11 protein-coding genes and 1 pseudogene are annotated in these 15,579 nt (G+C 56.0%); 9 read left to right on the top strand and 3 right to left on the bottom strand.

Features of this window, described 5'->3' with window-relative positions; genetic code table 11:
* Window positions 1–59 precede the first annotated feature (59 nt).
* From dusC to ABIE11_RS06480, 6 genes and pseudogenes are all read left to right on the top strand, one after another.
* Window positions 60–992 (top strand): tRNA dihydrouridine(16) synthase DusC, encoded by a 933-nt coding sequence (gene dusC, locus ABIE11_RS06505; protein ID WP_102104858.1) that lies wholly within the window; start codon window positions 60–62, stop codon window positions 990–992.
* A 291-nt stretch (window positions 993–1,283) separates the two neighbouring features.
* A pseudogene (licT, locus tag ABIE11_RS06500) lies at window positions 1,284–2,118 on the top strand (BglG family transcription antiterminator LicT).
* Window positions 2,119–2,255: 137 nt separating this feature from the next.
* The gene (gene bglF, locus ABIE11_RS06495) at window positions 2,256–4,118 is read left to right on the top strand and encodes a PTS beta-glucoside transporter subunit IIABC (protein ID WP_429184166.1); all 1,863 of its coding nucleotides are present in this window, start codon (window positions 2,256–2,258) and stop codon (window positions 4,116–4,118) included.
* Between the two features lie 12 nt (window positions 4,119–4,130).
* Entirely contained in the window at window positions 4,131–5,525 is a 1,395-nt protein-coding gene (locus ABIE11_RS06490) for a glycoside hydrolase family 1 protein (protein ID WP_429184165.1), read from the top strand.
* Between the two features lie 357 nt (window positions 5,526–5,882).
* Window positions 5,883–7,301 carry a multidrug resistance outer membrane protein MdtQ gene (gene mdtQ, locus ABIE11_RS06485; protein WP_429184164.1) on the top strand — a complete coding sequence of 473 codons (1,419 nt, stop codon included), beginning with the start codon at window positions 5,883–5,885 and terminating at the stop codon, window positions 7,299–7,301.
* 47 nt (window positions 7,302–7,348) lie between these two features.
* Window positions 7,349–8,122: an SDR family oxidoreductase gene (locus tag ABIE11_RS06480; protein WP_429184163.1), complete on the top strand. Its 774-nt coding sequence runs from the start codon at window positions 7,349–7,351 to the stop codon at window positions 8,120–8,122.
* Between the two features lie 5 nt (window positions 8,123–8,127).
* Here the strand turns inward: ABIE11_RS06480 and ABIE11_RS06475 are convergent, their stop codons facing one another.
* Window positions 8,128–8,694 (bottom strand): DedA family protein, encoded by a 567-nt coding sequence (locus ABIE11_RS06475; protein ID WP_100779538.1) that lies wholly within the window; start codon window positions 8,692–8,694, stop codon window positions 8,128–8,130.
* Window positions 8,695–8,868: 174 nt separating this feature from the next.
* Between ABIE11_RS06475 and ABIE11_RS06470 the strand changes: the two genes are divergently transcribed.
* On the top strand, window positions 8,869–9,456 hold the full coding sequence (locus tag ABIE11_RS06470) for a Yip1 family protein (protein WP_100779539.1): 588 nt from the start codon (window positions 8,869–8,871) through the stop codon (window positions 9,454–9,456).
* 166 nt (window positions 9,457–9,622) lie between these two features.
* Window positions 9,623–10,543 (top strand): D-alanyl-D-alanine endopeptidase, encoded by a 921-nt coding sequence (gene pbpG, locus ABIE11_RS06465; RefSeq protein WP_100779540.1) that lies wholly within the window; start codon window positions 9,623–9,625, stop codon window positions 10,541–10,543.
* 76 nt (window positions 10,544–10,619) lie between these two features.
* Here the strand turns inward: pbpG and ABIE11_RS06460 are convergent, their stop codons facing one another.
* Both ABIE11_RS06460 and dld read right to left on the bottom strand, forming a co-directional pair.
* Complete coding sequence (locus tag ABIE11_RS06460; protein ID WP_100779541.1) at window positions 10,620–11,174, bottom strand: GNAT family N-acetyltransferase; 555 nt, start codon at window positions 11,172–11,174, stop codon at window positions 10,620–10,622.
* A 104-nt stretch (window positions 11,175–11,278) separates the two neighbouring features.
* The gene (gene dld / locus ABIE11_RS06455; RefSeq protein ID WP_429184162.1) at window positions 11,279–13,036 is read right to left on the bottom strand and encodes a D-lactate dehydrogenase; all 1,758 of its coding nucleotides are present in this window, start codon (window positions 13,034–13,036) and stop codon (window positions 11,279–11,281) included.
* A 187-nt stretch (window positions 13,037–13,223) separates the two neighbouring features.
* Between dld and bglX the strand changes: the two genes are divergently transcribed.
* Window positions 13,224–15,521 carry a beta-glucosidase BglX gene (gene bglX / locus ABIE11_RS06450; protein ID WP_429184161.1) on the top strand — a complete coding sequence of 766 codons (2,298 nt, stop codon included), beginning with the start codon at window positions 13,224–13,226 and terminating at the stop codon, window positions 15,519–15,521.
* Window positions 15,522–15,579: the final 58 nt, after the last annotated feature.

Raw genomic sequence — 15,579 nt, 5'->3', positions numbered from 1 at the left:
CCTTTGCACCTTTATAGAGAGCGGCTACTATAGCGGGTCTTTTTCCACAGGGTTTTAGAATGCGTGTTTTACTGGCGCCGATGGAAGGCGTGCTCGACTCATTAGTGCGCGAGCTGCTGACTGAGGTAAATGATTACGATCTCTGCGTCACCGAGTTTTTGCGGGTGGTCGATATGCTGTTGCCAGTAAAGTCGTTTTACCGACTCTGCCCGGAGCTGCATCGTCAGAGCCGGACCACCTCCGGTACGTTGGTGCGTATCCAGCTGCTGGGGCAATACCCGGAATGGCTGGCGGAGAACGCGGCCCGTGCGGTAGAACTGGGTTCCTACGGTGTCGATCTCAACTGCGGCTGTCCGTCGAAAATGGTCAACGGCAGCGGCGGGGGCGCAACGTTGCTAAAAGATCCTGAGCTGATCTATCGCGGCGCGAAAGCGATGCGTGAGGCGGTGCCAGCCCATCTCCCGGTGACGGTAAAAGTGCGTCTGGGCTGGGACAGTCACGACCGCCAGTTTGAGATTGCCGATGCGGTGCAGCAGGCCGGGGCGACGGAGCTGGTGGTTCACGGGCGCACCAAAGACGACGGCTATAAAGCAGATCGCATCAACTGGCAGGCGATTGGGGAAATCCGCAAGCGTCTGTCGATTCCGGTGATCGCGAATGGCGAAATCTGGGACTACGAAAGTGCGCAGGCCTGTATAAAAGAGACGGGCTGCGATTCGGTGATGATTGGGCGCGGGGCGCTGAACGTGCCTAACCTGAGCCGGGTGGTGAAGTACAACGAGCCTCGTATGCCGTGGCCGGATGTGGTCACGCTGCTGCAAAAATATTCGCGTCTGGAAAAGCAGGGCGACACCGGGTTATACCATGTGGCACGTATCAAACAGTGGCTGAGCTATTTACGCAAAGAATATGACGAAGCGCTGGGGTTATTTCAGGAAATTCGGACTCTGCAAACATCAGCCGACATTGCGCGGGTCATTCAGGCCAAATAATAGCGTCGGGATCGTCGCGTTACTGCCCTCGCAGGCTTTCATAGGGCATAAAAATTTCACTAAAGGCGATGTGCGCTACGTTTAGCGATATGTTCCGCTGGCGCAAGGGAGTTGGGTGGCGGAACTGAAAACCGCCTCAATAACGATCTGTATCACGTTTTTACGCGTAGTACATTGAGGCTGCGATTGAAACTGATAGAGTGCAAAAACTGGATTGTTACTGCTGCGGCAGGCAAAACCTGATTTTCTGGCATCTGCCGGAGGTCAGGTTTTTTTGTTTCTGGGGTTCTGATGAAAATCGCCAAAATTCTCAATAATAATGTGGTGGTTGTTCTGGATGAGCACATGCGCGAACAGGTCGTGATGGGGCGCGGGCTGGCCTTCCAGAAACGCATCGGTGACGATCTTGACGCTGAGAAAGTGGAAAAGGTTTTCGCACTGCAAAGCGATGAGCTGGCGCGTCGATTAGGGGAATTACTCAGTCAGATCCCCCTTGAGGTAATGACCACCTGCGACCGCATTATTGGGCTGGCGGCGCAGCGGCTGGGGAAATTGCAGGACAGCCTCTACATCACCTTGACCGACCACTGCCATTTTGCCATCGAACGGCAAAAGAAAGGCCTGGCGATCAAAAACGTGCTGTTGTGGGAGATCAAACGTCTGTACCCGAAGGAGTTTGAGCTGGGGCAGGAAGCAAGGGCGATTATCGCCAGCAGGCTGGGGGTGGAGCTTGCCGAAGATGAGGCGGGGTTTATCGCGCTTCACCTGGTCACGGCGCAACTGAACAGCGAAATGCCCGAAGTGATGCATGTCACCCGCGTTATGCAGGAGATCCTGCAACTGGTGAAGTATCAGCTTCAGCTGGAATATGACGAAGAGTCGCTTAGCTATCAGCGCTTTGTCACCCACCTGAAGTTCTTTGCTCAACGGATGCTGACCCGCACCGTGGTGGAAGATGACGATGTGACGCTGCATACGGCGGTATAAAGATAACTACGCGAAAGCCTGGATTTGCGCCGAGAAAATCGCGCAGTATCTGCAGAAAAGTTATCAGCGCGAGCTGACGACGGAAGAAATTATGTTTCTCACCATTCATATTGAGCGAGTGAGAAAAGAGGGGCGTTAAGCTCCAAAATCTGGATTGTTACTGCATAACGCAGGCAAAACCTGAGCGCGGCATCTGAAGAGATGCCGTTCTCGGGTTTTTTTTATTTTTAAACTCAGTCACCAGATGTCTGCGGGCATCGAAGAAAGGAAATCGAGATGGAATATCAAGCTTTGGCGAAGGATATTCTCGGCCACGTAGGGGGCAAAGAGAACATCATCAGTCTGGTTCATTGCGCCACCCGGCTTCGCTTCAAACTGAAAGAAAATCAAAAAGCGGATGCCGAAGGGCTGAAGAAAAATCCGGGCGTGATCATGGTCGTCGAAAGCGGCGGGCAGTTTCAGGTGGTGATTGGAAACCATGTAAATGATGTCTGGAAAGCGGTGCGGGCTGAAGCCGGTTTGCATGACGATACGCCAGTGGCAGCAGACGAGAACGGAGACAAGAGTCATCTTCTCGGACGCTTGATTGACGTTGTCTCCGGCATTTTTACGCCGTTTATTGGCATTCTGGCGGCATCCGGTATTTTGAAAGGATTGCTGGCGCTGGCCGTGGTTTGCGGCTGGCTCAGCCCCGACAGCGGAACCTACAAAATCTGGTTTGCGGCAAGCGATGCCTTGTTCTTCTTCTTTCCGCTGGTGCTGGGCTACACGGCCGGGAAGAAATTTGGCGGCAATCCGTTTATCACCATGGTCATCGGTGGCGCACTGACCCATCCGATGATGATTCAGGCGTTTGAGGCCAGCCAACAAGCCGGGGCCGTAACGGACGCGTTTCTCGGTATTCCGGTCACCTGGTTCAACTACAGCGCATCGGTTATCCCGATTATTCTCGCGGCGTGGGTCAGCTGCTGGCTGGAAAACAAGAGCGGCAAACTGCTGCCGTCGTCGATGAAAAACTTCTTTACGCCGCTGATCTGTTTAGCGGTTACCGTCCCGCTAACCTTCCTGGTGATTGGGCCGGTAGCGACCTGGCTGAGCCAGCTGCTGGCTAACGGATATCAGGTGATTTATGTCCTGGCCCCGTGGCTGGCGGGCGCCGCGATGGGTGCGCTGTGGCAGGTGTGCGTGATCTTCGGCCTGCACTGGGGGCTGGTGCCGCTGATGATCAATAACCTGGCGGTACTGGGGCATGACTCAATGCTGCCGATGCTGCTGCCTGCGGTGATGGGGCAGGTGGGTGCCGCGCTGGGGGTCTTCCTGCGCACTCACGATGCGCGTCTGAAAATGCTGGCGGGCTCATCGGTAACAGCGGGGATTTTTGGCATCACCGAGCCTGCGGTGTATGGCGTGAACTTGCCGCTGCGTCGACCGTTCATCTTTGGCTGCGTGGCCGGGTCGATTGGCGGGGCCATTGTGGGCCTGAGCCAGACCTACGTCTACTCCTTCGGGTTCGCCAATATCTTTACCATTGCGCAGATGATCCCGCCGGGCGGCATTGATGCTTCGCTGTGGGGGGGCATTATCGGAACCGTAGTTGCCCTGATGTTGAGTTGCGTGCTGACGCTGGTTGCAGGGATGCCGGGGCGCGCAGTTGAGACGACGCCGGTCACGGTCACCGCAGGCGAAGACGAGGTACTTTCGCCAATGAGCGGAACGGTGCTGGCCCTGAGTCAGGTGCCGGATGCCACCTTCGCGAGCGGTCTTCTCGGTCACGGCGCGGCCATTATCCCGTCCGACAACAACGTTTTCGCCCCGTTTGCGGGTGAGGTTGCCTCACTATTCCAGACCAAACACGCGATTGGCCTGCTAAGCGAGAGCGGCATTGAAGTGCTGATCCACGTCGGTATCGACACCGTCAAGCTCGACGGCAAGCATTTCACCGCTCACGTGAACGTGGGCGATAAAGTGAAGCCTGGCGATCTGCTGCTGGAATTCGACAGACAGGCCATTCTTGACGCCGGATACGATCTGGCCACCCCGATTATTATCAGTAACAGCGACAGTTATGCAGAGGTGATCACCGTGGCGGCCAGCGCCGTCAACGCCGGTTCGCCGCTGCTGACCGTAAGCCATCAATAACAGGAGAACGTGATGAAAACTTTCCCGGATACATTTTTATGGGGCGGCGCGGTTGCTGCTAACCAGGTAGAAGGCGCTTACCTTGAAGATGGCAAAGGCCTGTCAACGTCGGACGTCCAGCCGAAAGGGGTATTTGGCCCGGTGGTAGAGCGCGTACCGGGCGACAGCGGAATTAAGGATGTGGCGATCGATTTTTATCATCGCTACCCGGACGATATTAAGCTGTTTGCTGAAATGGGATTTAGCTGCCTGCGCGTCTCTATCGCCTGGACGCGTATTTTCCCGAACGGGGATGAGCCGCAGCCGAATGAAGCGGGTCTGGCGTTTTACGACAAACTCTTTGACGAACTGGCCGCGCACAACATCACTCCACTGGTAACGCTGTCGCACTATGAGATGCCGTGGGGCCTGGTGAAACAGTATGGTGGCTGGGGCAGCCGTCAGGTGATTGGCTTCTTCGAGCGGTATGCGCGCACGGTGTTTACCCGCTACAAAGAGAAAGTGAAGCTGTGGCTGACATTTAACGAAATCAATATGTCCCTGCATGCGCCAATGACGGGCGTCGGCCTGCCGGAAACCAGCAGTAAAGCGGAAGTCTATCAGGCAATCCATCATCAGCTGGTGGCCAGCGCATTGGCGGTTAACGCCTGTCATGAGATTGTCCCGGAAGGCAAAATTGGCAATATGCTGCTGGGAGGGCTGGTCTATCCGCTGACCTGCAAGCCGGACGATGTGCTGGAAGCGTTGCAGGAGAACCGTGCATGGCAGTTCTTCGGTGATGTGCAGTGTCGTGGCGCTTATCCGGGCTACATGTTGCGTTTCTTCCGTGATAACGGTATCCAGCTTGACGTAACCGATGCCGATCGCGAGGCGCTGAAATCGACCGTAGATTTTATCTCTTTCAGCTATTACATGACCGGTTGTGTGACCACGGATGAAGAGCTAAACCAGCAGGCGCGCGGCAACATTTTAAGCATGGTGCCAAACCCGCATCTCGCAAGCTCAGAGTGGGGCTGGCAGATTGACCCGGTCGGCCTGCGTACTCTGCTGAATGTGCTGTGGGATCGCTATCAGAAGCCGCTGTTTATTGTCGAAAATGGTCTGGGTGCGAAAGATAAACCCGATGCCAAGGGTGTCGTGCAGGATGACTACCGTATTGCCTATCTCAACGATCATCTGGTGCAGGTGCGTGAAGCAATGGAAGACGGTGTCGAGGTGATGGGCTACACCAGTTGGGGACCTATCGATCTGGTGAGCGCGTCGAAAGCTGAGTTGTCCAAACGCTACGGCTTTATTTACGTCGATCGCGACGACAGCGGTAATGGCACGCTGGCCCGCAGCCGTAAGAAAAGCTTCTACTGGTACAAAGAGGTCATTTCGACCAAAGGCGCTTCGCTAAAAGCGTAATGGAACGACGCTTTGCCCGACCGGCAAAAATCGGTCGGGCAAATCATCAGAAAATCATTTTAAATACGCCCGTCACCACCAGTAAACCAATTAAGAAAATAATCAAAATAACCCACAGTAATATTTTCATTCCCTTCTCCTTCAACTTTGCTATTGGGCTTACGTCTATTTAAGTGTAGCAGCCGCTTCAAATGCTTAATCAATAAGTGCTGTGAATGAATGTAATTATCTAATTCATAAGGGGAATATTTTTCTGAGTGTGTGAATATATGACAAAGTAAGGGTTGCCACGCGTTACTAAAAAAAAGAGAAGCAGCAGGCGTAATTTGCCCCTTTCTTTTTTGTGTGAATGGCGTAATGAAACGTTCAATTATTTTCTCTTTTAGCTTACCTCTCTCTTTATTGCTGGTGGCCTGTGCGCCGGGCCACGATACGGCGGCGTCTCTGCATCAGCAGGCTCCCGAGGCGAAAATCAACACTCAGCTGGCCCACACCCAGTGGCCGAAAAATGAGTGGTGGAAAGAGTTCCACGATCCGGAGCTGAACGCCCTGATTGCCAAAGCGCTGGCCGATGCACCGGATATGCAGATTGCCCACCAGCGTATCGCCCTCGCGGAAGCTCAGGCCAAAATGGCTGTGGCTGCGGGGGGTCCGCAGATTGATTTTTCGGCGGACGCCGAGCGGCAAAAAATGTCGGCAGAAGGGCTGATGGGACCGTTCGCCGAGACCGATCCTGCGGCGGGCACCACCGGGCCGTGGTACACCAACGGCACCTTCGGTCTGACGGCGGGATGGGATCTGGATTTGTGGGGGAAAAACCGCTCCCAGGTCGAGGCCCGGATCGGCAAAGTCAATGCGCAGAAAGCGGAGATGGAACAGACCCGCCAGCTTCTCGCCAGCAGCGTGGCGCGCCTGTACTGGGAGTGGCAAACGCAGGCCGAGATTGGTCATGTGCTGACGGACATCAAACAGGAACAAGAGTCGATTATTGCCGTCGATCGTGAACTCTACCAGCACGGCATTACCTCCTCCGTAGAAGGTGTCGTCACCGATATCAATGCCAGCAAAACGCAGGAACAGAGGGCGGAAGTCAGTGGCAAAATGAAAGCCATTGAGGCGCGGCTGCAGGCGCTGACCAATACCACCTTAGTGACGCTCACACCGCACCCGCTGCCGAAAATCGACGCTTCGCTACCGCCGACGCTGGGCTATGACCTGCTGGCCCGTCGTCCCGATCTTCAGGAGGCGCACTGGTACATTGAGGCGTCCATGAATGACGTGGATGCAGCGAAAGCCGCGTTTTATCCGGATGTTAATCTGATGGCTTTTCTGCAACAGGACGCCCTGCATTTAAGCGATCTGTTCCGCTCATCGGCCCAGCAGATCGGGGTCACTGCCGGACTGACGCTGCCGATCTTCGACAGCGGTCGCCTCAATGCGAATCTCGACATCGCCCAGGCACAGAGCAATCTGTCCGTCGCGAACTACAACAAAGCGGTTGTCGATGCAGTGAATCAGGTGGCGCGCACGGCCAGCGAAGTGGAGACGCTGATGAACAAAAATCAGCAACAGCAGCAGGTTGAAGCCGATACCGCACGGGTGGTGGCCCAGGCGCAGGCCCGTTTTCGTGCGGGGATCATCGCCGGCTCACGCGTGAGCGAAGCGAAAATTCCGGCGTTGCAGGAGCACATCGCGAGTCTGACGCTTCAGGGGCAATATGTGGACGCCACCCTGCAGCTGACCTCCGCCCTGGGCGGCGGGTATCACCACGGTTAACAGGACGTTATCTATACTTACCTTTTTGCGTTATGGCGGAGGTAGGTATGGCATCAGTTCAGCGCGTGGCCATTGTTACGGCATCAGATTCCGGAATCGGTAAAACAACGGCGCTACTTCTGGCTGAGCGCGGGTTTGATATTGGCGTGACCTGGCATTCGGATGAAGAGGGGGCACTCCAGACCTGTCATGAAATCGAAGCCCTGGGGCGCCGCGCCGAGGCGATACAGCTGGATCTCAGCCACCTGCCCGAGGGGGCGAAAGCCATTGAGACGCTTATCGCCCGCTTTGGTCGGCTGGATGCGCTGGTCAACAACGCCGGCGCCATGGCCAAAGCCCCGTTTCTTGATATGACGTTTGACGACTGGCGCGGGATTTTTACCGTGGATGTGGATGGCGCGTTTCTCTGTTCACAACTTGCCGCCCGGCAGATGGTGAAGCAGGGGCAGGGTGGACGGATTGTGAATATTACCTCGGTGCATGAGCATACACCGCTACCGGAGGCCAGCGCCTATACCGCAGCAAAACACGCGCTGGGCGGCCTGACAAAATCGATGGCCCTTGAGCTGGTGCAGCATAAGATCCTGGTCAATGCGGTTGCCCCTGGCGCTATCGCCACGCCGATGAACGGCATGGATGACAGCGAAGTCGAAGAAGGCTCCATGCCCGAGATCCCCCTCGGTCGGCCTGGGCAAACCCATGAGATCGCAAGCCTTGTCGCGTGGCTGTGCGACACGGACGCCAGCTACACCACGGGGCAATCGTTTATTGTCGACGGTGGCTTTATGCTGGCGAATCCGCAGTTTAAACCGGCGGAATAACGACGCTAGTCGCGATCGTTTTCCCGATGCTTGCGCCACAGTCGCCAGATAATGACGCCTGCCACCACCAGTACCAGCCAGATCCAGTGCTTCAGATGCTGGTCGAGGTTGTGCAGCCAGGGGCCAATCACTTCGCCGCCCACATAGCCGAGCGAAGTGAATATCAGCGCCCAGGCGATGGCACCAATGATGTTTAGCGGCAGAAAGATTTTCGGCGGCAGGCGGCTGGCGCCAATCAGCAGCGGGCCGATAATGCGAAAGCCGTACATAAACCGGGTACCGATCACAAACAGATAAGGGTGACGCTGAATCAGCCGCTGCGCGCGGTTGATTTTTTTCTGATGCCGGGCAAAACGTTTGAGCAGCGTTGGGCCAAAGCGCAATCCCAGCAGATAGAGCAACTGATCGCCAATCATCCCACCCAGCGCTACCGCGGCGACCACCAGCGGGAAACGAAGCAGCCCCTGATGTGCGGCCACCCCGCCTAGCAGGGTGATGGTTTCCCCTTCCGCCACGCTCCCTATCACCAGCGCCGCATATCCGTACTGTTCAATCAGACTGTTGATATCCATGAGTTCAGCGGTGTCTCCCTGTGTAAACCTTCCTTAAGCATACACCCTGTGAATCAATGGTGTGGCAACCAGGACGATTTCCCCGAAGCGGCAATTTTGCCGCTGGTCATAAAATAATCTAAAGCTGCATTATACTTACAGTATCGCCTTGCGGGCCGACAATGAGGGGGCTGTATGAACCATGTCTGGGGGCTGTTTTCCCATCCCGATCGTGAGATGCATGTCATCAGAAGCGAGAACGAAACGGTCGCGCATCACTACACGCACCATGTCCTGCTCATGGCTGCCGTACCGGTGATCTGCGCGTTTATTGGCACAACACAAATCGGCTGGAATTTTGGCGATGGCAACGTCGTGACGCTCTCATGGATGACGGGGCTGGCACTGGCGGTGGTCTTCTACGGTTTAATGCTGGCAGGCGTCGCGGTGATGGGGCGGGTGATCTACTGGATGGCGCGAAACTATCCTCAGCGTCCCTCGCTCACCCTGTGCATGGTTTTTGCCGGATACGTGGCAACACCGCTGTTTATGAGCGGCATCGTGGCGCTCTATCCGCTGGTCTGGCTGTGTGCGCTGGTCGGTACCATCGCGCTGTTTTACACCGGTTATCTGCTTTACGTGGGTATTCCGACCTTCCTCAACATTAACAAAGAAGAAGGCTTAAGTTTCTCCAGTTCAACCCTCGCGATTGGCGTGCTGGTGCTGGAGGCGCTGCTGGCGCTTACGGTGATCCTGTGGGGCTACGGCTATCGTCTCTTCTGAGGTAAATGCATTGCTGGCGTAAATGCCAGCAATGCAGCATCTGTTCACGATTCTCCGCTGGCGACAACTCAGCAGGGCAGCTATGATGCCTTTGCCAGCCTGTTTCGCTCGTTGTAACGGGAGGCGTACGTCATCACGTGCATGAATAATTATCAGAAGTCTCACCATGCTGAAATTCCGAGTTTCTTTACTTAGCCTTGCGCTGATTCTGGCTGTGCCCGTTGCCGCGCCAGCAATTGCCAAAACAACCGCAGTGACCACTGCCGCTCAGCCGGAAATCGCCTCCGGAAGCGCGATGATTGTCGATCTGAATACCAACAAGGTGATCTATTCCAGTCACCCGGATCTGGTGCGTCCGATCGCGTCGATTACCAAATTAATGACCGCGATGGTGGTGCTCGATGCACGACTGCCGCTGGATGAGAAACTGAAAGTCGATATCAGCCAGACGCCAGAGATGAAAGGGATATACTCCCGCGTGCGTCTGAACAGCGAAATCAGCCGTAAAAATATGCTGCTGCTGGCGCTGATGTCCTCGGAAAACCGGGCTGCCGCGAGCCTCGCGCACCATTATCCAGGCGGATACAACGCATTTATCCGGGCGATGAATGCCAAAGCCAAATCCCTTGGCATGACCAACACCCGTTTTGTCGAGCCAACCGGGCTGTCGATTCACAACGTCTCCACCGCACGCGACCTGACCCACCTGCTGATCGCCAGCAAACAGTACCCGCTGATCGGTCAGCTGAGTACCACGCGTGAAGAGATGGCGACCTTTGCGAATCCGGCGTACACCTTACCGTTCCGCAATACTAACCATCTGGTGTATCGCGAAAACTGGAATATCCAGCTGACGAAAACAGGCTTTACCAATGCGGCTGGTCACTGTCTGGTGATGCGTACCGTGTTTAACGGCAAACCGGTGGCGCTGGTGGTGATGGATGCGTTTGGCAAATACACTCACTTCGCTGATGCCAGCCGTTTGCGTACCTGGATTGAAACCGGAAAAGTGATGCCAGTTCCGGCGGCGGCGTTGAGCTATAAAAAACAAAAAGCGGCGCAGATGGAAACCGCGCAGAACGACTGATCGCGTGGCAGGTGAATCCACGGTTTGCAGGCCGGGCAGGCGCAGTGCCGCCCGGCAAAACGTTTTGCCTCGCGAATTACTCCGGCAGCGTCCAGTCACCGTCGTTCAGGGGGCGCTGCATAATCAGCGTATCCCGCCAGTTTCCCTTCTTATAGCCCACGCTTCTTAACTGCCCGGCCACCTCGAATCCATGCTTTTTATGCAGCCGAATCGAACCGGCATTGTTATGCCCGTCGCCGACCACGGCAATCATCTGCCGCCACGGACCCTGCTCACAACGTTCAATCAGGGCATCCATCAGCGAGCTGCCAAAACCGCGTCCGGTGGCGCTGGCATCCACATAGATCGACTCTTCAAGCGTATAGCGATAGGCAGGGCGCGCGCGATACAGCGCCGCATAGCAGTATCCCACCACCACGCCGCGATAGAGCGCCACCAGCCACGGCAAACCGTCGGCGGCAATCGTGCTCATGCGCTGGCGCATCTCTTCGATGGTGGGGGGAACTTCTTCAAACGATGCACGCCCGTTAAGCACATGCCAGGCATAGATCGCGGCAATGGCATGTACGTCGTCAGGTTGGGCGTCGCGCACCTCGACTTCGGAAGCGGACAGGATATCAACGGCCGACATGATGAGCGGGCTCCTCAGGAAAAAAAAGCCGGAGAAGCGGTTCTCCGGCGGGGTGAGATTACTCTAGTACGATTGTTACTGGCTTAACAATAATTTCAGTGTGGCTATAGTGTTTGATCAGAGGGTTGCGTCTCGTCGCGCTCTGTCTGTACCGCTTCTTTCCAGTATTTATGCTTCGTCGTCTTACCAATGCCGGGATTCATGCTGTTTGTCGGGTCATTCTCGCGATAAAAACGTTTAAGCGTTTCTGGCGCTTCATACAGGTGCCCGACGTTATGTTCGGCCGGGTATTGTGCCCCGCGCGCGCGCAGCAGTTCGAGCATCTGCTCCTTCAGGGCATGCGCATCAACGCCTTTTTTAACGATGTAATCCTGGTGGAAAACGTGGCACATAAAGTGGCCGTAGTAGAGCTTATGCACCAGCTTACTGTCGATTTCCGGCGGCAGGTGTTCAAACCACTCCGTATCGTTACGACGCAGGGCGATATCCAGCGCCAGAATATCTTCCACTTCGTCGGCGTGAACCGCCTGATAGCGAATCGCGGCACCCGCTGCGGCGAAGCGGTGTAAGAACGCCTTGTTGCCTTCTTCCGGCGTACAGGCAAAGAAATCGCCCTCGGCTGTTTTAAAGTATTCCGCCAGCCAGGTTTGCGCCTCGGCAATCCCGTCGCCCGACATTTTGAGCAGCAGGTGGTGTTCGTACTTATCGCGCCAGCTCTTCATGCGCGGCGGCAGGTGCGGCGGGAAAGCCGTGCCCAGCTTCTGCATAAAGCGATCGGTGAAGTGCGGTTTGAACAGGGACACTTTGCCGAGCATGGCGTCGGCGCGGCCTTTCATCGTAAAGAAGAACGGCATTTTGTCGGTGCCGAGCTTATCGATCATCAGGAAGGTGTCTTTGCCGTAGCGCTCGGCGATATCGTAAATATCGCGATGCATATACTCACCCGCGACCGGCAGATTTGTGAACTCGCCCAGAATATGACGACGGATCTCGGTCAGCACCTCCGGCTGGTTGGTACCGATATAAAAGACCTGCTGATTTTTCTGCGCCGGGAAGGTGTCCAGACGTACGGCAAACACCGCCAGTTTGCCCGCGCAGCCGGAAGATTCAAACAGACGATCCGGATCGGCGTTGTAGCGCGCCGGGGTATCGGCTTCAATGTCGCGCACACGTTCGACGTAATCGTGATCGTGGGCGTGACGGCCATCGTGCTGCACATCGGCGTCGTTCACGCGCTCGTCGTCAAGCTTGCTCAGGATCTGCTCCGGCGTGACACCCAGGTTAATCCCCAGATGATTCACCAGCTGTAATTTTCCGTTCTCATCAATGCGTGCAAACAGGGACATTTCCGTATACGCCGGGCCGCGCTGCACCAGCGATCCGCCGGAGTTGTTGCAGATCCCGCCGATCACCGACGCGCCAATGCAGGAGGAGCCAATCACCGAGTGCGGCTCGCGACCCAGCGGCTTGAGCGCTTTTTCCAGCGAATAAAGGGTCGTGCCAGGATAGGCCAGCACCTGCTCACCTTTGTCCAGCAGATGCAGTTTATCGAGACGCAGGGTGCTGATAATGACGATATCCCGGTCGTAGTCATTGCCGTTTGGCGTCGAGCCTTCCGTCAGGCCGGTATTGGCCGCCTGCATCAGAATGATTTTGTCGGCGTTGACGCAGGCGCTCAGTACACGCCACAGCTCCAGCAGCGTGCCGGGGAAGACTACCGCCAGCGCTTCACCCTGGCCGGAACGGAAGCCCTTGCGATAGCGGGCGGTTTTTTCCGGGTCCGTCAGCAGGTGTGAGTGACCGACCAGGCGAGACAGTTCGTTAATAAAAGTGTTGTTATTTTGTGTGCGAACAGAAGTCATCTTCCACTCCTTGTGGTGGGGCAAATTTCTCGCTGTAAAGCATAGCGCGATTAACTGTTAAGCGAACAAGTATTCATGAGAAAAATCAGAGAATAACCCTGCAAGGTTGAAAGGGTTTGTGGCACACTGCGCTTTTCGCACGGTCTGGCCGAGTTTTCCGGCGGTTGATGATGAGAGAGTACAACACATGAAATGGCTTTGTTCTGTAGCTGTCGCAGTAAGCCTGGCGCTGCAACCCGCGCTGGCTGAAGATCTGTTTGGCAACCACCCATTAACCCCGGAAGCCCGCGACGCCTTCGTCACGGACTTGCTCACCAAAATGACGGTCGATGAAAAAATCGGCCAGCTGCGTCTCATCAGCGTCGGGCCGGATAACCCGAAAGAGGCGATCCGCGAGATGATCAAGGAGAGCCAGGTCGGGGCGATTTTTAACACCGTCACCCGCGAAGATATCCGCAAAATGCAGGACCAGGTGATGCAGCTCAGCCGCCTGAAAATTCCGCTTTTCTTCGCCTACGACGTGGTCCACGGCCAGCGTACCGTCTTCCCGATTAGCCTCGGTTTAGCCTCTTCCTTTAACCTGGATGCGGTCAGAACCGTCGGGCGCATTTCGGCCTATGAAGCCGCCGATGACGGTCTGAACATGACCTGGGCGCCGATGGTCGACGTCTCGCGCGATCCGCGCTGGGGCCGTGCTTCAGAAGGCTTTGGTGAAGACACCTATTTAACCGCCACCCTTGGCAAAACCATGGTCGAAGCGATGCAGGGCAAAAGTCCGGCGGATCGCTATTCGGTGATGACCAGCGTCAAACACTTTGCCGCCTACGGCGCGGTAGAGGGCGGGAAAGAGTACAACACTGTTGACATGAGCTCGCAGCGCCTGTTCAACGACTATATGCCGCCGTACAAAGCCGGGCTGGATGCAGGCAGCGGTGCGGTGATGGTGGCCCTGAACTCCCTCAACGGCACCCCGGCGACCTCCGATTCCTGGCTGCTGAAAGATGTATTGCGCGACCAGTGGGGCTTCAAAGGCATTACCGTGTCCGATCACGGCGCGATTAAAGAGCTGATCAAACACGGCACCGCCTCCGATCCGGAAGACGCCGTGCGCGTGGCGCTCAAAGCCGGTATCAACATGAGCATGAGCGACGAGTATTACAGCAAATACCTGCCTGACCTGGTGAAAACCGGCAAAGTGACCATGGCAGAGCTGGACGACGCCACACGCCATGTGCTGAACGTGAAATATGACATGGGGCTGTTTAACGATCCGTACAGCCACTTAGGGCCGAAAGAGTCCGACCCGGCGGATACCAATGCCGAAAGCCGTCTGCATCGTAAAGAGGCCCGTGAAGTGGCGCGCGAAAGTCTCGTGCTGCTGAAAAACCGTCTCGAAACGCTGCCGCTGAAAAAATCCGGCACCCTCGCCGTGGTTGGCCCACTGGCTGACAGCAAGCGTGACGTGATGGGCAGTTGGTCCGCTGCGGGCGTGGCCGATCAGTCCGTCACCGTACTCACGGGCATCAAAAATGCGCTGGGTGAAAAGGGCAAAGTGATTTACGCCAAAGGCGCTAACGTCACTAACGACAACGATATCGTCACCTTCCTGAACCAGTACGAAGAGGCGGTGAAGGTTGATCCGCGTTCGGCGAAAGAGATGATCGACGAAGCGGTCAACGCGGCGAAACAGGCTGATGTGGTGGTGGCGGTCGTCGGTGAAGCGCAGGGCATGGCCCATGAAGCGTCGAGCCGTACCGATATCACCCTCCCGCAGAGCCAGCGCGATCTGATCAGCGCCCTGAAAGCGACGGGTAAACCGCTGGTGCTGGTGCTGATGAACGGCCGCCCGCTGGCGCTGGTGAAAGAGGATCAGCAGGCTGATGCCCTGCTCGAAACCTGGTTCGCCGGGACCGAGGGCGGTAACGCCATTGCCGATGTACTGTTTGGTGATTACAACCCGTCCGGCAAACTGCCGATGTCCTTCCCGCGCTCAGTCGGCCAAATTCCGGTTTACTACAGCCACCTGAACACCGGTCGCCCGTACAACGCCGATAAGCCGAACAAGTACACCTCACGCTATTTCGATGAAGCCAATGGCCCGCTTTATCCGTTTGGTTATGGGCTGAGCTACACCACCTTCAAGGTTTCTGACGTGAAAATGTCTGCACCCACCCTGAAGCGTGACGGCAAAGTCACCGCCAGCGTGGAAGTGACCAACACCGGTAAACGTGACGGTGCCACGGTCATTCAGATGTACGTGCAGGATGTAACGGCCTCCATGAGCCGCCCGGTGAAACAGCTGCGCGGCTTCGAGAAGGTTGATCTGAAGCCTGGCGAGACCAAAACCGTTAGCTTCCCGATTGACGTCGATGCGCTGAAGTTCTGGAACCAGCAGATGAAATATGACGCGGAACCAGGGAAGTTTAACGTCTTTATCGGCGTAGACTCTGCGCGAGTGAATAAAGGCGAGTTCGACCTGCTTTAACGACAAGAGACGAAACCCGCCGTTGTGCGGGTTTCGTGACGCATCCCGCAAGGTTTCG

Origin of the sequence: Lelliottia sp. 489, assembly GCF_050435885.1 — a bacterium.
In the GTDB taxonomy this organism is placed as follows: domain Bacteria; phylum Pseudomonadota; class Gammaproteobacteria; order Enterobacterales; family Enterobacteriaceae; genus Enterobacter; species Enterobacter nimipressuralis.
The sequence above is the reverse complement of the archived record's forward strand: the minus strand, read 5'-3'. Positions and strand labels throughout refer to the sequence as shown.